This is a genomic window from Mesorhizobium sp. M1227, assembly GCF_040318315.1.
Classification (GTDB): Bacteria; Pseudomonadota; Alphaproteobacteria; order Rhizobiales; family Rhizobiaceae; genus Mesorhizobium.
In genome coordinates this window covers 315,488-331,822 of record NZ_JAMYLZ010000001.1, presented here as the reverse complement: position 1 = coordinate 331,822, position 16,335 = coordinate 315,488, and the positions used below count along the sequence as shown (strand labels likewise).

General features: G+C 62.3%; 13 protein-coding genes. 4 read left to right on the top strand and 9 right to left on the bottom strand.

Annotation, left to right across the window (positions count from 1 at the left end):
• The first annotated feature begins 555 nt into the window (after positions 1-555).
• The gene (locus tag NKH28_RS01545; protein WP_023676307.1) at positions 556-1,233 is read left to right on the top strand and encodes a sugar transferase; all 678 of its coding nucleotides are present in this window, start codon (positions 556-558) and stop codon (positions 1,231-1,233) included.
• Between the two features lie 207 nt (positions 1,234-1,440).
• The gene (locus tag NKH28_RS01540) at positions 1,441-2,652 is read left to right on the top strand and encodes a polysaccharide biosynthesis/export family protein (RefSeq protein WP_352540403.1); all 1,212 of its coding nucleotides are present in this window, start codon (positions 1,441-1,443) and stop codon (positions 2,650-2,652) included.
• Positions 2,653-2,777: 125 nt separating this feature from the next.
• Here NKH28_RS01540 and NKH28_RS01535 read toward each other — a convergent pair whose 3' ends face one another.
• Positions 2,778-4,049, bottom strand: coding sequence for an O-antigen ligase family protein (locus NKH28_RS01535; protein ID WP_352919277.1), 1,272 nt, complete (start codon positions 4,047-4,049; stop codon positions 2,778-2,780).
• Positions 4,050-4,390: 341 nt separating this feature from the next.
• On the opposite strand from NKH28_RS01535, the gene NKH28_RS01530 reads away from it, so the two are divergent.
• Positions 4,391-5,143 (top strand): SDR family NAD(P)-dependent oxidoreductase, encoded by a 753-nt coding sequence (locus NKH28_RS01530; RefSeq protein ID WP_352919275.1) that lies wholly within the window; start codon positions 4,391-4,393, stop codon positions 5,141-5,143.
• A gap of 40 nt (positions 5,144-5,183) precedes the next feature.
• On the opposite strand, the gene NKH28_RS01525 is transcribed toward NKH28_RS01530, so the two are convergent.
• Positions 5,184-5,765 carry a DUF1349 domain-containing protein gene (locus NKH28_RS01525; protein WP_352977584.1) on the bottom strand — a complete coding sequence of 194 codons (582 nt, stop codon included), beginning with the start codon at positions 5,763-5,765 and terminating at the stop codon, positions 5,184-5,186.
• Between the two features lie 37 nt (positions 5,766-5,802).
• Positions 5,803-7,239, bottom strand: coding sequence for an aldehyde dehydrogenase family protein (locus tag NKH28_RS01520; protein ID WP_352977772.1), 1,437 nt, complete (start codon positions 7,237-7,239; stop codon positions 5,803-5,805).
• 175 nt (positions 7,240-7,414) lie between these two features.
• Between NKH28_RS01520 and NKH28_RS01515 the strand changes: the two genes are divergently transcribed.
• Entirely contained in the window at positions 7,415-8,446 is a 1,032-nt protein-coding gene (locus NKH28_RS01515) for a hydroxyacid dehydrogenase (protein WP_352977582.1), read from the top strand.
• A gap of 27 nt (positions 8,447-8,473) precedes the next feature.
• On the opposite strand, the gene NKH28_RS01510 is transcribed toward NKH28_RS01515, so the two are convergent.
• The 6 genes from NKH28_RS01510 to NKH28_RS01485 form a co-directional block, all read right to left on the bottom strand.
• A complete protein-coding gene (locus NKH28_RS01510; protein ID WP_352767260.1) occupies positions 8,474-8,959 on the bottom strand; it encodes a hypothetical protein in 486 nt (161 codons plus the stop codon).
• A gap of 104 nt (positions 8,960-9,063) precedes the next feature.
• Positions 9,064-11,895 carry a nitrate reductase gene (locus NKH28_RS01505; protein ID WP_352977579.1) on the bottom strand — a complete coding sequence of 944 codons (2,832 nt, stop codon included), beginning with the start codon at positions 11,893-11,895 and terminating at the stop codon, positions 9,064-9,066.
• Between the two features lie 3 nt (positions 11,896-11,898).
• On the bottom strand, positions 11,899-12,228 hold the full coding sequence (gene nirD, locus NKH28_RS01500; protein WP_023676297.1) for a nitrite reductase small subunit NirD: 330 nt from the start codon (positions 12,226-12,228) through the stop codon (positions 11,899-11,901).
• Between the two features lie 66 nt (positions 12,229-12,294).
• Positions 12,295-14,745 (bottom strand): nitrite reductase large subunit NirB, encoded by a 2,451-nt coding sequence (gene nirB / locus NKH28_RS01495; RefSeq protein WP_023676296.1) that lies wholly within the window; start codon positions 14,743-14,745, stop codon positions 12,295-12,297.
• 19 nt (positions 14,746-14,764) lie between these two features.
• Positions 14,765-16,066, bottom strand: coding sequence for an MFS transporter (locus tag NKH28_RS01490; RefSeq protein ID WP_352448438.1), 1,302 nt, complete (start codon positions 16,064-16,066; stop codon positions 14,765-14,767).
• A 58-nt stretch (positions 16,067-16,124) separates the two neighbouring features.
• A complete protein-coding gene (locus NKH28_RS01485) occupies positions 16,125-16,322 on the bottom strand; it encodes a twin-arginine translocation signal domain-containing protein (protein ID WP_352919268.1) in 198 nt (65 codons plus the stop codon).
• Positions 16,323-16,335 lie beyond the last annotated feature (13 nt).

Below are 16,335 nucleotides of genomic sequence, written 5' to 3'. Positions count from 1 at the left end.
GAGCACCTCCCTTAAACTCTGCGAGCTTATTTAGGTTGCCCGCTTCTGGCCGGTTGCTTCCGGCCTAGCCCAATCTGTCCATAGTCCGACAGAAACAATTTGCAACTCTATTGAGCCGCGCAATAGGCGGCAAGGGCAGCTGCGCAATAAATTTTAAACGAATCCTCGGGATCGACTCTGCCATGGTGCAACGCACACGTCGGCATCACCACTGATTGCCGGATATCGACTCACTCCAGTAAGATTTATAATATTGAATAGTATTTTAGCATAACATCAGTCATTATCTTGAAATTCTAAATGACGGCAAAGCTCCACAGGAGGGTATAAAGAGCGATTCGCCTAAAATCAGCCCCAAAATAGGACTAGTTTTTCCAAAATTGCCCATAATCTGTCTCTTTTGCGACATAAAGGCGAAATTTTGTGCAGGACGAGTTTATTATTTAGTCAGTTCATGACGCGACTATTACAGCCGTCTGGGAAATTGTGTGTTGCGCTGCAACATTTTTTTGGTATCGTGCGGTAAACCATCCGTTCAACGTATGGAGTTTACGCATGAGGGACGTAGCCAAGCCGGCCGATGCGGATTTTTCGCAGGCCGGCGTCGATTTTCCGCCACCGATTGGCGGCCTGCTCAAACGCAGCTTCGATATTGTCGGTTCGCTGATCGGCCTGGTCGCTCTCAGCCCGCTGTTCGTGATGATAGCGCTGCTTGTCAGGTTTTCCGATGGCGGGCCGATTTTCTATGGTCACAGCCGGATCGGCCGCGGAGGACGGATTTTTCCGTGCCTCAAGTTCCGCACCATGGTTCCAGACGGCGAGCGGGTGCTTGCTGCCTATCTCGCCGCGAATCCGGAGGCCAACGCCGAATGGATAGCGACCCGCAAGTTGAAGAACGACCCGCGGATCACGCGCGTCGGAGCGGTGCTGAGGAAGCTCAGCCTCGATGAGTTGCCGCAGATCATCAACATCCTGCAGGGGGATATGAGCCTGGTCGGGCCTCGTCCCGTGGTGCGCGATGAGCTGGAGATTTATGGCAATTCGGCCGTCTATTATCTTAAATCGCGCCCCGGCCTGACAGGGCTGTGGCAGGTCAGCGGACGCAACGATGTTTCGTATGACAGCCGCGTCGCATTCGACAGGCACTATGTCGAGAACTGGTCGATGTTCGAAGACATCCGCATCATCATCAAGACCGTACCCGCGGTCTGGATGTCGCGAGGCTGCTACTGACGGCCGCTTGCTGGCCGTGCATCGAGGAGCGACTGTCCAGAATTCGGGCCTGGAACTCAGGCCCCTAACTCAGGCATCGGCAGCTCATCGGGCGGGGCAAACCAGATCGGAAACGCTCAGTTGAAAGCAGATACAATCGATATTTTTTGCACCGGTATTCTCTCCAGACGCATGCGGCGAGTACGGCTTTTGACGACTTGCCTTACAATGGCGACCGGCCTGACGCTGTCGCTCGCCTTGCCACAGTTTGCCTTCGCCGACGACTATCGCCTAGGAGCACAGGACAAGCTGACCATTCGCGTGGCGGAATGGCAGACCGTCGAAGGCACGTTCCGTGACTGGTCGGCCATCAATGGAGAATACACGGTCGGGCCCGCTGGAACCTTGTCGGTTCCCTTCGTCGGCGAGATGCCCGCATCCGGCAAGACGACTTCGGAGATCGCCGCATCGCTCGGCGAGGCGCTGCAGCGCAAGCTCGCTCTGGCCGACAAGCCGGAGGCTTCCGTCGAAATGGCACAGTACCGGCCATTCTACATCTCCGGCGAGGTGCAATCGCCCGGCCAGTATCCTTGTGTGCCTGGGTTGTCCGTGCTGAAAGCGATGAGCATTGCCGGCGGAGCCCGGCGGAACCCGGAGAGCGGGCAGCGCTACGACCGCGACCTGATCAATGCGAAGGGCAATTTCGACGTATTACAAGACCAATTGGTCAGGCTGACCGTCAAGCGCGCCCGCATCGAAGCGGAACTGGCGGACAAGCCGGCATTCGCGGTGCCGAAAGAGGTGGCCGACGATCCGAAGCTGCCCAGCATCGTTGCCGATGAGACGGCGATCCTGGCGGCCGACCAGAAGAAACTCAAGCTGCGCTTGCAGGCGCTCGACGATTTGAAGGCGCTGCTGCAGAGCGAGATCGATTCGCTGCAGAAAAAGATCGTCAACCAGCAGAAGCAGGTTGATCTGGCGAAGGAGCAGCTCAACGGCATCGGCTCGCTGGCGCAAAAGGGCCTGGTCGTCAACACGCGGGTTTTGAACTCGCAGCAAACCATCGCCGATCTCGAGGGCCAGATCCTGGATTACGAAACGGCGATTCTCACGGCCAAGCAGTCGATCAGCAAGGCCACCCAGGACGCCATCGATCTCGAGAATACCCAGAACTCCAGCCTCGCGACCGACCGGCAACAGACGGAAGCCGATCTCAACGAGGTGACGCTGAAGCTGAATATGGAAAAGGCCTTGATGTCCGAAGCCTTGTCGGGCAGCCCCATGCCGCAATTCTACGGCAACAACGAACCAGCGGCCTTATCATTTTCCCTGGTGCGGGTGGTCGACGGCAAGACCAGCGAAATCACCGCCGATGAAGACACGCCGGTGCTGCCAGGGGACGTGATCAAGGTCAAACCGGCGCCCCTGGCCATCCAGTAGCTTCTTTCCACCGGAGCAAAGCACCAACCCCGCAGGCAGCGGTCTGCGGGGTTTTTGCGTTTGGGATCTTATGGGTCAGAAAACAAGGCGGCCTTCGGGCAACGAACCGCCTGGATCCGCCCGCTCTAGCCTCGCACGGCGTCCGGTTCCTCAAGATGGTTCACGGCGCTCCACCGGGAAGGAGCGACGGCCGGCACCCTCACCAGCTTGAAGTAGCTGTAGTACAGCAGGAACGATCCCATGATGTAGGGATTGAGGGTCTCGACCTCGACGAAGGATCGGATGAACAGAAGCACCATGACGCCGGCAAGAATCACGGAGTCGGCTTGCCATGTCCTGAATATCAGCGCCGAGACGTGACCCCAGAGCGTGCGCAGGATGATCAGCGAAAGCAGTGTCGCGCCGACGAAGCCGAGTTCCACCAAGGTCTCGATGTAGGTGTTGTGGAAGTGGAAGCCGCTTCGCGCGGCGATATAGAATTCGTTCCACAGCCGCTCGGCCTCGGAGAAGCCCTGCACCCAATAAGCCGCGTAGCCGACGCCGAGGATGGGCGATTGCTGCGCGGCATTCCAGCCCTGTTGCCAGAGGTAGGTTCGTCCGGTGAGCGTCGAATCCTTGCCGAAAAGGCCAAGGACAAAGTCCATCAGCCCGAGATTCAGCGCAATCACGGTGCAGGAGACCAGCCCGCCCGCACCGATTATGAAAATTACCCGGCGATGGCGGAGCGAAAGCAGCTTGCCGATGGAAAGCAGGGCGACAAGAGCGAGAACCGCGGGGGTAGATGCCATCGAAGTGGCGGAATGCGACACCACCAGCAGATAGCCCGATAGAAGGACAATCGGTACGATCAACAAACAGCTTATCCGGCCGCGCCTGAGAAAGGCCAGGTAGACAACGCAGAAATAGATGCCAAGCGATGCGACAAAGCCGATCTGGTTCTTGGAGCTGAACGCGCCGACGAAATTATACGTCCCATCGAGAACATCGTAGGAATAGCTCGCGACCTTGAGCGAGTAGAGCAGGACGACGAAAATCCCGATCAGGGCGCCTATGGTCAAGGTCCGGACGCTGACGGTGCGCGCGGCAATGTAGGCGCAGGCGATATGGGAGCAATATTGGACGGCCGTTCTTGCCGTGGTGCCGGGAGCCGCCGACCAGAACACCGAGAAGCAGACATAGGTTGCAAAGGCCAGCGGAAGCCAGGCGCTGGAGCCGTGCCTTAATATCTTGCGGTAGTCGACCAGGATGAGCGGTAGCCAGACTGCATAGTAGGCCAGGATCATGGCCTGGCCGAAAATGGTCGAGTAGGAAAACGCCCAGATCGAGACGGCAACGGCAAAGCTGCCATAGACCGTGTTCTTGTCCGGATCGATCAACAGAGATTTTGGAATCTTCATCTCGATAGCGGTTTTCCGTCCTTGCAGCTCAATGCCGATTTCATGGGCCGCTCGTGGGCCGATCCGTCGGATCGATGGGAGCCTCGCCTGCAGGCGCTCGCATTGTGCAGTGCAATATAACCCATCCGGCGCCGCCTGTCACCCGGATGCCAACCGGGCGCGTCGTTCCAGCCGTTCTCTCCGTATCGGGCTCTCCATACCGGGCGAGACGATTTGGCCAGAAGCAGTGCCGTACAATTGACCGGTGCTGGCCCATCATAAGCTGTTCTGAGGTTGCAAGTCCGCGCTTGAACTTGTCCGCCGTTGACTTCACATTCGCCGCCAATTGGGAGGAAGACCACATGCCGATGAGTTTCGCGGGACGATTTGCCGGACGATCTGCCGTTATCACCGGCGGCGCCTCAGGCATCGGCCTGGCCGTCGCGCAAAGGATCACTGACGAAGGCGGGCGTGTTTCGGTATGGGATCGCGATGCCGCCCAGATCGAGCAGGCCAAGGCCATTGTTCCAGGCCTGCACAGCGTGACCCTCGATGTTGCCGACCCCCTAGCCGTCGAAGCCGCCGCCGGAGAGACGATCGAAGCGCTTGGCGCAGTCGATGTCCTTGTCACCAGTGCTGCCATCACCGGACCGAACATGACGACCTGGGAGTATTCCGTAGAGGATTGGCGCCGGGTCATCGACATCAACATCAACGGCGTCTTCTTCTGCAACAAGGCGCTGGTCCCGCATATGCTCGAACGCAATTACGGCAGAATCATCAACATCGCCTCGATTGCCGGCAAGGAAGGTAACCCGAACGCCTCGGCCTACAGCACCTCCAAGGCGGCGGTGATCGGCATGACCAAATCGCTCGGCAAGGAACTGGCCAAGACCAAAGTAACGGTGAACTGCGTCACGCCGGCGGCCGTGCGCACCGCGATCTTCCAGCAGATGAGCCAGCAGCACATCGACTTCATGCTGTCCAAAATACCGATGGCGCGGTTCGGCGAGGTCGATGAGGTGGCGGCGCTGATTTGCTGGATCGCGTCCGAGGAATGCTCGTTCACGACGGCTGCCGTCTTCGACGTCTCCGGCGGCCGGGCGACCTACTGAGGCAGGCCGGACGCAAACCGCCCGACCGGATCGCGGCGCCTTAGTCGTGAAGCTCTCGCGAGATCGGCGGGCCGATCGAAAAATCGCTGAATGTCACCTCGAAGCCCTCGCGCTGCGGCGAACAGCACATCATGCCGACATCGACCGTTTTCGACGGGGGGAAATAGGCAAGCCGCACCGGTTTCCAGTGCTTGTCGAATGCGTCGCGATACTGGACGCGGACCGTCTCGGCATGGCGGGTCAGGCGGATCCTGACCCCGTCCGGATCGGCCGGTATGCTGGCCAGCGACCAGTCGGAGGCATCGTTGGTGACGACGACGGAAAAATACATCAGCCCGTCGGTGTATTCGATGCCGGCCTTGATCCAGTGCGTCTCGCTCAGGCGGACCATAAGCCCGGCCTGATCGTAAAGCACCTCATAGTGCCCCTTGATCGTGACTTCGGCGCTGAAATCGCCCTCGACCTCACGATAGAGGAAATGGCCATTGTCGCGCCAGAAGCCGTAGAACGTCTCGCGCCAGAAGTCGGTCTCCTCGCCGGTCCGTACATGCACCGTATTGTTGCCGAAGGCGTGGTGCGGCGGCGGATTGAGCCAGGTCAGGTCCGTATTCTCAGATGCCATCGACTTGCTCGCTGCCTGGCTGGTCTGCCGCCTTTTCTTAGCCGGCAAACGTGTAAGCGGTCTTCACCGTGGTGTAGAACTCTGCGGCATAGCGGCCCTGCTCGCGCGGGCCGTAGCTCGATCCCTTGCGCCCGCCGAAAGGCACGTGGAAGTCGACGCCCGCCGTCGGCAGATTGACCATGACCATGCCGGCTTCCGAATTGCGCTTGAAGTGCGTGGCATGCTTGAGGCTCGAGGTGCAGATGCCGGAGGTCAGGCCGAACGGCGTGTCGTTGGCCACCGCCAGCGCCTCGTCATAATCCTTGACGCGGATGACGTTGGCGACCGGTCCGAAAATCTCCTCGCGCGAGATGCGCATGGCGTTGGTGGTTTCGGTGAACAGCGCCGGCTGCAAATAGAAGCCGCGGGTTTTACGATCGAGCCGCTCGCCGCCGAAGGCGAGATCGGCACCTTCCTGACGTCCGATGGCGATATAGTCCTCGTCCTGTTTCAACTGGCTCTGGTCGACAACCGGCCCGATCTGGGTCTTGGCATCGAGAGCGTCGCCGACGACCAACTCGGCCATGCGGTCCTTGAGCGCCTCGACGAAGCGGTCGTGAATGCCGTCCGTCACCACCAGCCGGGACGACGCCGTGCAGCGCTGGCCGGTCGAGAAGTAGGCACCGTTGATGGCGCAGTCGACAGCGACGGCAAGGTCGGCATCGTCGAGCACGACAAGCGGGTTCTTGCCGCCCATTTCGAGCTGAAACTTGCGCATGTGCTCGACGCTGGCGGCGGCGACGCGCTTGCCGGTGCCGACCGATCCGGTGAAGGTGATCGCGTTGAGGTCAGGACTGTCGAGCATGGCCTGGCCGACCACCGAACCTTTGCCCATCACCAGGTTGAGCACACCCTTGGGCAGCCCGGCGCGGTGCAGGATGTCGACAATAGTCCAGGCGCTCTCCGGAACGAGTTCCGCCGGCTTGAAGACGATGGTGTTGCCGTAGGCCAGCGCCGGAGCGATTTTCCAAGCCGGAATGGCGATCGGAAAATTCCACGGCGTGATGATGCCGACGACGCCGACCGCTTCACGGGTGATCTCGACGCCGACGCCGGGCCGCACGCTCGGCACCAGCTCGCCCGACAGGCGCAGCGTCTCGCCGGCGAAGAAGTCGAATATCTGGGCGGCGCGAACAGTCTCGCCGATGCCCTCGACCAGCGTCTTGCCTTCCTCGCGCGCCAACGCCCGGCCGATTTCATCTTTCCGCGCGGTGATCTCGTCCGACGCCTTCCTCAGCACCGCATGGCGGGCCAGCAGGCCCGATCGGGACCACGCCGGAAATGCCGCGTTCGCCGCCGCGATGGCCTGCCGGGCGTGCTCGGCGCCTCCCGATGCATATTCGCCGACCACGTCGTCGAGATTGGACGGGTTGATGTTACGGGAGCCGGCATCGCCTACCCACTCTCCATCGATGAGGTTCTTTCGAAACGGGATCATGTCGCTGTCTTCCTTGTCGTCCTTCGATCGCCGTCTATCTGGACCACCGACCGCCGCACCGCAAGGCCGAAGGCAGGCAAACTTCTCCTCCTCGACAGGCATGTGATAGGTGTCAGGGCGGGGAAGACGATTCTAGTGTGGTGCGACGCGGATCGCACGGGAGGAAATCATCATGTCCGACAGCGCCTTACCGCTGGTGATCAGCGCACCCGAACCGCGCACGCTCGACCTGATCTTCACGCCGGCTGCGCTGGCGAAATTTCGATCGAAATACCGCATCGTCGAAATATCGCCCGAAGCGGTGGCGGCGCTGCCGGCCGATATCCTTGCCGAGGCGCGCTACATCGTCGGCCAGCCACCTATCGTGCCGGAGACGCTGGAAAGAATGAAGGCGCTGCGCTGCATCTTCAATGTCGAGAGCAACCTCATCAACAACATGCCCTACGAGACGCTGTTTTCGCGCGGCATCCATGTCGTCACCACCGGGCTGGTGTTTGCCGAACCGGTGGCCGAGCTCGGCCTTGCCATGGCGCTCAACCTCGCCCGCGGCATCGTCGACGCCGACCTCGCCTTTCGACAGGGCAAGGAGCTGTGGGGCGGCGACGGCAACCGGGCGGCGCGGCTTCTTTCCGGCGCGGATGTCGGCATTATCGGCTTCGGCGATCTTGGCCGTGCGCTCAACCGGTTGCTGTCAGGCTTTCGCACGCGGACAAAAGTCTTCGACCCGTGGCTGCCGCCGTCGATCCTGATCGAAAACGGCGTCGAGCCCGCCTCTCTCGACGACGTTCTGTCGAACAGCGATTTCGTCTTCGTTGTCGCTTCGGTGACTCGCGAAAACCAGGGCTTCCTCGGCGCCGAGGCGTTTGCCAGGATGCGCAAGGGAGCCGCTTTCATCCTGCTCAGCCGAGCCGGCGTGGTCGATTTCCCGGCACTGATTGACGTCGTCCGCAGCGGCCATATCGTCGCCGCCAGCGATGTTTTTCCTGAGGAGCCGCTTGCCCAGGATCACCCGGTCCGCACATTGCCGGGGTTCCTGCGCTCCGCCCACCGGGCCGGTGCGCTCGACATCGCTTTCAAGCGGATGGGCGACATGGTGCTGGAAGACATGGACCTGGTCGACCGCGGCCTGCCGCCGATGCGTTCGAAGCGGGCCGAGCGTGAGACCGTTTCGCGAATGCGTTCGAAGCCGGTCGACAAGAATTAGGCCGTCTGCCCGACGGGTCGCACATGCTCAGATGGTGAAGGACCAAAACAGGCAGGCCAGTGTCGCTGCGGCGAAGACGACGAAGAACAGGCTTCGCAACAGGATGTTCCGGCGCAGCTCGTTGATGAAGAGATGGCATCCGACGACGGCTGCGACAAACAGGAACCGCCAGTTCAGCAGTGCCGGGAGCACATCGCGCTGACCGAAAGCAAATCTCGCGGCGAGACATCCAACGATGACCGCAAACAACAAGATGACCGTCCAGAAGATCGCATCGGCGGCATGTGTCAGGACGATGCCAGCGAGCCTGATCGGCAGAACCATCATCAGCAGTGCGCTGAAAAAATACATCGCCGCGAGCGGAATGAACGTCCCCGCATCGGCGATGTCGCTCAAGCGCTTGGCACCGATCGCGCCATAGGGATAGCCATGCCTGGCCACCATCAGGCTGAGCGCCATCAGCAAGGCCGTCAGCGCGGCGGCAAGCGCGAATGAGGTCAGGGCTTTGCTCATGAGGCTCCCGTTGCGAGCGAATCGAAGTCAGAACGTTGGTAGCCCATGGTTTGTAAATTGCTAGTAAGCATCATGCAGCGGCACGGCAGAGTTTCTCGGCGCATTCACTCCGCAGCTTGCAGACGCCGCCCGTCGATAATGGTCTTGATCTCGGCGCGGCAAGAGCCGCAATTGGTGCCGGCGTGAAGGGCGGCGCCGATTGCCGCGACGCTGGTACAGCCGCCGCGTACCGCTTCCGCGATCTGGTTGGCACCAACCCCGAAACAGGCGCAGACGATGGCACCGCGGTCGACGCTGTTGCCGCCCGGCCGCCCGGCGACAATCGCCAGCCGCGCCTGCCGATTGGCATGGTCAGCGCCAAGTTGTTCGACTGCCCAGCCGCGCGACACCGCCACCGGGGTTGGCGCAAGATAGAGCGCGCCGACCAGCCTATTGCCTGCGAAACGGGCGAAGCGATGGTGCCCGCCGGCGATGTCGTGATAGGCGAGCGTCTCGCCTTCCATGCCTAATAGCGCGGCGGCAAACCCGGTCCAGTCGCGGCTGTCCTGCAGCGCAATTTCAAGCCGCCAGCCGGCGGGGCCGCGGGCGAGGCTCCAGTAATCGGCGTCGATCGATGCGGGCCGTTCGGCAAGCACGGCGAAGCCGAAGGCTGTGGCGGCGAACCGCTCGATGCGGGCGGCAACATTCTTCGAGGCCGGTTGGCCTGAAATCGCATCGGTCGTCGGCGCGACCAGTGCATCGACGCGCGCGCGGCCGGAGAACTGATCGGTCCAGTGCATCGGAACGAATACAGAGCCTTGGCGTTGGCGCACCGTCACCAAGGCGCGGACCAGCACCTCGCCATGGGCAGTCGAGACGCGGACGATCTCGGCATCGCCGATGCCGAAGTGCTGCGCATCCGACGGGTGGATTTCGACGAACGGTTCGGCCATGTGCTGCGACAAGCGCGGGCTCTTGCCGGTCCGCGTCATGGTGTGCCAATGGTCGCGCACGCGCCCGGTGTTGAGCACCAGCGGGAAGTCCGGGCTGGTGCGGGTTTGTGCGGCTGGGCGGATGGCAATGAAGCGTGCCTTGCCGTCGGGTGTGTAGAAATTGCCGTTGGCGAAGAAGCGGGTGCTTTTGTCCTCCAGCTGGCGCCGCGCGCGCCCCTCTGGCCTGCCGGCCACCTCCCCCTCAAGGGGGGAGATTGACAGTTTTGCCGGCACCGCCTTTTCAGCAATGGCAACGATTGGCGAAACCGGTGGCGACATCCAATCTCCCCCCTTGAGAGGGAGATGGCCGCCAGGCCAGAGGGGGGTTCCCTGGCTCGGCGCTGGCCATTGGAATGGCGCCAACTCCTCATACGTCCCTGCATCGATCCCGGCGTAGGCGCCGATGTCGAAATCGCGTGCCCCGTCATTCTCGAATGTCGACAACGCGGCATGCTCGGCGAAGATGTCGGCCGGCGACACATGCGAAAAAGCCTCGCCGAAGCCCATCCGCTTGGCGACTTCAGCGATGATCCACCAATCTGGCCTTGCCTCACCAGGCGTGGCCAAAAAGGCTCGCTGGCGCGAGATGCGGCGCTCCGAATTGGTGACGGTGCCATCCTTTTCGCCCCATGCGGTGGCCGGCAGCCGGACATGGGCGTGGCGGACCGTGTCGGTCTTGGCCAGCACGTCCGACACCACGACAAACGGGCAGGCCTTGATCGCCGCCTCGACGGCATCGGCGTCCGGCATCGAATCGACGGGGTTGGTGGCCATGATCCACAGCGCCTTGATGCGTCCGTCGGCCACCGCTTGGAACATCTCGACCGCTTTCAGGCCGGGTTTTTCGGCGGCGGTTGGGGCATTCCAGAAGCGCTGCACGCGTTCGCGGTGCTCGGGGTTTTCGATCTCCATGTGGGCGGCCAGCATGTTGGCCATGCCGCCGACCTCACGGCCGCCCATGGCGTTGGGCTGGCCGGTCACCGAGAACGGCCCGGCGCCGGGCTGGCCTATGCGGCCGGTGGCCAGATGGCAGTTGATGATGGCGTTGACCTTGTCGGTGCCCGAAGACGACTGGTTCACGCCTTGGCTGTAGACGGTCACCGTCTTCGCCGTCGCGGCGAACAGGCTGTAGAAGCGGGCCAGTTCGTCCTCACTGAGACCCGTGGCAGCCGCGATGCCGGCAAGATCGAGCGCCGAGGCGGCGAAAAGCGCTTGCCCGAAGCCGGTCGTGTGCGCCGTGATATAGGTGCGGTCCAGCGCGTTGTGCTGGCCGAGATAGGCGAGCAGGCCGGTGAACAAAGCGACGTCACCATCGGGCGCGATCGCCAGATGCATGTCGGCGATGTCTGAGGTCATGGTGCGGCGAGGATCGATCAGCACCACCTTCATCTCGGGCCGCTTTTCCCGGGCGGCGGCAATGCGCTGGTAGAGTACAGGATGGCACCAGGCGAGATTGGAGCCGACCAGCACGATCAGGTCGGCAAGTTCCAGATCCTCGTAATTTCCCGGAACGGTGTCCGAGCCAAAGGCGCGGCGGTGGCCGGCGACCGACGAGGCCATGCACAGGCGCGAATTGGTGTCGATATTGGCCGAGCCGATAAAGCCTTTCATCAGCTTGTTGGCGACGTAATAGTCCTCGGTCAGCAACTGGCCGGAAACATAAAAGGCGACCGAACCAGGGCCGTGTTCGGCAATGGTTTGCGAGAAGGTCGAAGCGACAAGGTCGAGCGCTTCGTCCCAGTCGGTGCGGCGACCGTGGATCTCCGGGTATAGCAACCTGCCGTCGAGATCGATGGTCTCAGCCAGCGCCGAGCCTTTGGAGCAGAGCCGGCCGAAATTCGCCGGGTGGTCCGGGTCGCCGCGAACGGTTATTTCACCGTCCGCGGCGAGCTTCGCCAGCACGCCGCAACCCACCCCGCAATAGGGGCAGGTGGTCCTCACCTCGCGCGCTTCATCAATCTGCATGGTTCACGCCGCGCGGCTGGCCAGCGCTTCCAGCGCAATGAACAGCCGCTCGCCGTCGATCCGCACCGCAATGGTGCGCACCGCGCCCTCGTCCGCGCCGAGCGCCTTGCCTGTCTCCAGCGAGATCACCCAATTGTGCAAGGGACAGGTCACCGCCGTGCCATGGACGATGCCCTGGCTGAGCGGCCCACCTTTGTGCGGGCAATGGTCGTCGATGGCAAAGACCTGATCGTCGGCCGTGCGAAAGACGGCGATCTTTCCTTCCGGCGTGGCGACGCAGCGCGCGCCGCGACGCGGAATGTCCGAGAGCGTGCCGATCGATACCCAATTCATGTGGCCATTCCTCTTTTGCGCGTGTTCTTGTCCGAAAACCGCATTCCACTTTTCGGGAACACGCGCCTACTCCGCCGCCTGGGCAAAGCCGACCGAAGCCATCGGCCGGAATTCATGCTTGTCCTTGCCGGAAGCACGTTCCGACCATGGGTCGACCTGGGCGAATTTCTGCGAAAAGACGAAGCGGTCGAAATAGGCTTTGCGCTTCTCGCCATCGTCCATGATCTGACGCTTGATCTCAGCTATGCCGACGCGCTTGGCCCATTTGTAGATACGCTCAAGATAGCGACCCTGCTCGCGATACATCTGCGTCAATGCCACGATATGCTCCAGCGCCTCGTCCTCGGTCTTGACCAGGCCGAGCACTTCGGTGCCCTTGATGTCGAGACCGGCGGCGCCGGCGAAATGGATCTCGTAGCCGCTATCGACGCAGATCACGCCGACATCCTTGCAGGTCGCCTCGGCACAGTTTCGCGGACAGCCCGACACCGCCATCTTGACCTTGGCCGGGGTCCACGAGCCCCACATGAATTTTTCGATACGGATGCCCAAGCCGGTCGAATCCTGCGTGCCGAAGCGGCACCAGTCCGAGCCGACACAGGTCTTCACCGTGCGCAGTCCTTTGGCATAGGCGTGGCCGGAGACGAAGCCGGCCTGGCCGAGATCGGCCCATACCGCCGGCAGGTCTTCCTTGCGGATGCCGAGCATGTCAATGCGCTGGCCGCCGGTGACCTTGACCATCGGGATCTCGAACTTGTCGACGACGTCGGCGATGGCGCGCAATTCGGCCGCGTTGGTGACGCCGCCCCACATGCGCGGCACTACCGAATAGGTGCCGTCCTTTTGGATGTTGGCGTGGACGCGCTCGTTGATGAAGCGCGACTGGTAATCGTCGGCGTATTCGTCGGGCCAGTCGCAGACGAGATAATAGTTGAGCGCCGGCCGGCATTTGGCGCAGCCGCAGGAGGTCTTCCACTCCAGTTCCTGCATGACGGCGGGAATGGTCTTCAGGCCCTTGGCCTTGATCAGCCGGCGGACCTCGTCATGGCCAAGCGCGGTGCAGCTGCACATCGGCTGGACCGCCGCGGGGTTGTATTTGTCGCCGATGGTCAGCACCATCAGCTTTTCGACCAGCCCGGTGCAGGAGCCGCAGGAGGCCGACGCCTTGGTGTGGGCGCGCACATCGTCGAGCGAGGTCAAGCCCCTGGCCGTGATCGCGCCGGTGATCTTTCCCTTGCATACGCCGTTGCAACCGCAGATTTCCGCATCATCCGGCAAGGCTGCAACGGCCGCCATAGGGTCCAGGGGGGCGCCTCCCTGGTAGGACTGGCCGAAGATGAGCGTATCGCGCATCTCGGATATGTCGGTCTGCTTCTTCTTGAGGTCGTTGAACCAGGCGCCGTCCGCCGTCTCGCCATAGAGCACAGTGCCGATGATGCGGTCGTCCTTGAGTACGAGGCGCTTGTAGACGCCGGCCGCGGCATCGCGCAGCACGATCTCCTGACGGTCATCGCCCTCGGCGAAGTCGCCGAGAGAGAACAGCTCGATGCCGGTGACCTTGAGCTTAGTCGGCGTGTCCATGTGGACGAAAGCCGCCGCCTCATTGCCGGCCAGATGGCTGGCGGCGACGCGCGCCATCTCGTAGAGCGGCGCGACCAGCCCGTAGACCTGGCCGTTGACCTCGGCGCATTCGCCGATTGCGTAGATATCGGGATCGTTGCTGCGCATGCCGGCGTCGACGACGATGCCGCGATTGACCGCAATGCCGGCTTCCTTCGCCAGCGCCGCATTCGGCCTGATGCCCACCGCCATGACGACGAGCGTTGCGGGAATGACTGTGCCGTCGGCAAGCTCCACCCGCTCGACCTTGCCGTTGCCGGTGATCGCCTGGGTGTTGGCTTTGGTGATGACCTTGATGCCGCGCTGCTCGACGGCGCGCTGCAGGAGATATCCGGCGGCCGGATCGAGCTGACGCTCCATCAGCGTCGGCATGACGTGCAGCACGGTGACGTCCATGCCCTGCGCGTTCAGACCCGCAGCCGCTTCCAGACCGAGCAGGCCGCCGCCGATGACGACAGCCTTGGCCCGCGACTGGGCGGCAAGCATCATCGCCCGGACGTCGTCGAGATCGCGATAGGTGAGCACGCCCGGCAGGTCATGGCCTGGCACCGGAATGATAAACGGCACCGAGCCGGTGGCGATGACGAGCTTGTCGTAGGGCTCGGTCACGCCATGATCGGAGGTGACGGTCTTTGCCTGCCGGTCGATGGCGACGATCTTGTGGCCCTTGTAGAGGGTGATGCCGTGCTTGATGTACCAGCCGTCGCCATGGATGATGATCTCCTCATAGGCCTTTTCGCCCGACAGAACCGGCGACAGCATGATGCGGTCGTAGTTCACGCGCGGCTCGGCGTTGAAGATGGTGACCTGGTAGCGCCCAGGCGCCTTTTCCAGGAGATGCTCCAGCATGCGCCCGGGGGCCATGCCGTTGCCGATGATGACGAGTTTCTCGGTCATGTCCTGATCCACTCCGCTCTCACTCAGCCGCGTAGGAAAGGCCTGAAGCTTCGTCAGACGCCGTGCGCTCCATCCGCCGGATGGAAAAATGCATCCAGGCAAAGCAGGTGGCGACAATGACGAAGAGCAGCATGAAGCAGCTCGACCAGACGCCGGTGAGGTCGTTGAGCACGCCGAAGGCGATTGGCAGGATAAAGCCGCCGAGCCCGCCAATCATGCCGACAACGCCGCCGACCGCGCCGACACTCTGCGGATAGTAAGCCGGGATGTGCTTGTAGACGGCGGCCTTGCCAAGGCTCATGAAGAAGCCGAGCACACAGGCAACGGCTATGAAGGCAAGCGGGCCGATCTCGAAATGGAAGGCGATCGGCCCGCTGATACCGCGCACGACGTAGTCTGCCGAGGGGAGAGACAGAACGAGAGTCGCGACGGCACTGACAGCGAAGGTGCAGTAGAGCACGGTGCGGGCGCCGATCCGGTCGGAAAGCACGCCGCCATAGGCGCGGAAAATACTTGCCGGAATTGAATAGGCCGCGCCAATCATGCCGGCGGTCGCAAGCCCGAAGCCGTAGACGCCGATCAGGTAGCGGGGCAGCCACAGCGAGAGCGCCACGAATGCACCGAAGGCGAAGAAATAATAGAAGGCGAAGCGCCAGACCTGCAGGTTCTTGAGCGGCGCGAATTCCTGCAAGAAGCTTCTCTTGGGCGCTGCCTTGCCGGCGCGGCGCTCGCGGATGACCGGATCGTCGCCAGTCGTGAACCAGAAGACGGCGGCCATGACGACTAGTGCTGCCGCCCAGATCAGCGCGACCGACTGCCAGCCCCAGGAAAGAAGCACGAACGGTGCCAGGAACTTGGTGACCGCGGCGCCGACATTGCCGACACCGAAAATGCCAAGCGCCGTACCCTGCTTGCCGGCCGGGAAGAAGCGCGAGACATAGGCGACACCGACGGCGAAGGAACCGCCGGCGAGCCCAACGCCTAATGCGGCGACCAGCATCTGCCCGTAGGTGTGCGCAAAAGCGAGCAGAAAGGTCGCGACCGCCGCCGCAAGCATGGTCGCGGTGTATACCAGCCGTCCGCCAAAACGGTCGGTCCAGACACCGAGCACCATACGCACGAGCGAGCCGGTGAGGATCGGCGTGCCGACGAGCAGGCCGAACTCCGTCTCGTTCAGCCCCAGCTCTTGCTTTATGCGCACGCCGATGATTGAAAAGATCGTCCACACCGCGAAGCAGACGGTGAAGGCGATGGTGGACATGGCAAGCGCCTGCCGGGGAGCGCTGTCCTGGCTGGGCGCGGCTGGGAGATTTGCGGTCATTTTCTGGCTCCGGTTTGCGGCGTGGGAGGCACCGCCCTTGTCTGTTCGTTCGCGACTGTCAGCGGCGCAGCATCGGCGAACTGGTTGAAACCGACCTTTGCGCGGTCACTTCGAGACCCTTGCCGTCAGTCTTGGCGCCGGCGGGAAAGACGAGGAGCGCGGCGGTGAACAGCGCCGCCGTCAGCGCGCTGGCGGCCAGAAAATCGCGGCGCGTGAAGTCCGCGAGGGACGCGCCAGTTCCGATCCGTTTCGTCATCGTCGTCTCCGGT

Excerpts from the sequence above, each read along its gene's own strand:
- NKH28_RS01545 (WP_023676307.1), top strand. The coding sequence starts at position 556 with ATGAGGGACGTAGCCAAGCCGGCCGATGCGGATTTTTCGCAGGCCGGC.
- NKH28_RS01540 (WP_352540403.1), top strand. The coding sequence starts at position 1,441 with ATGGCGACCGGCCTGACGCTGTCGCTCGCCTTGCCACAGTTTGCCTTC.
- NKH28_RS01535 (WP_352919277.1), bottom strand. The coding sequence starts at position 4,049 with ATGAAGATTCCAAAATCTCTGTTGATCGATCCGGACAAGAACACGGTC.
- NKH28_RS01530 (WP_352919275.1), top strand. The coding sequence starts at position 4,391 with ATGCCGATGAGTTTCGCGGGACGATTTGCCGGACGATCTGCCGTTATC.
- NKH28_RS01525 (WP_352977584.1), bottom strand. The coding sequence starts at position 5,765 with ATGGCATCTGAGAATACGGACCTGACCTGGCTCAATCCGCCGCCGCAC.
- NKH28_RS01515 (WP_352977582.1), top strand. The coding sequence starts at position 7,415 with ATGTCCGACAGCGCCTTACCGCTGGTGATCAGCGCACCCGAACCGCGC.
- NKH28_RS01510 (WP_352767260.1), bottom strand. The coding sequence starts at position 8,959 with ATGAGCAAAGCCCTGACCTCATTCGCGCTTGCCGCCGCGCTGACGGCC.
- NKH28_RS01505 (WP_352977579.1), bottom strand. The coding sequence starts at position 11,895 with ATGCAGATTGATGAAGCGCGCGAGGTGAGGACCACCTGCCCCTATTGC.
- nirD (WP_023676297.1), bottom strand. The coding sequence starts at position 12,228 with ATGAATTGGGTATCGATCGGCACGCTCTCGGACATTCCGCGTCGCGGC.
- nirB (WP_023676296.1), bottom strand. The coding sequence starts at position 14,745 with ATGACCGAGAAACTCGTCATCATCGGCAACGGCATGGCCCCCGGGCGC.
- NKH28_RS01490 (WP_352448438.1), bottom strand. The coding sequence starts at position 16,066 with ATGACCGCAAATCTCCCAGCCGCGCCCAGCCAGGACAGCGCTCCCCGG.
- NKH28_RS01485 (WP_352919268.1), bottom strand. The coding sequence starts at position 16,322 with ATGACGAAACGGATCGGAACTGGCGCGTCCCTCGCGGACTTCACGCGC.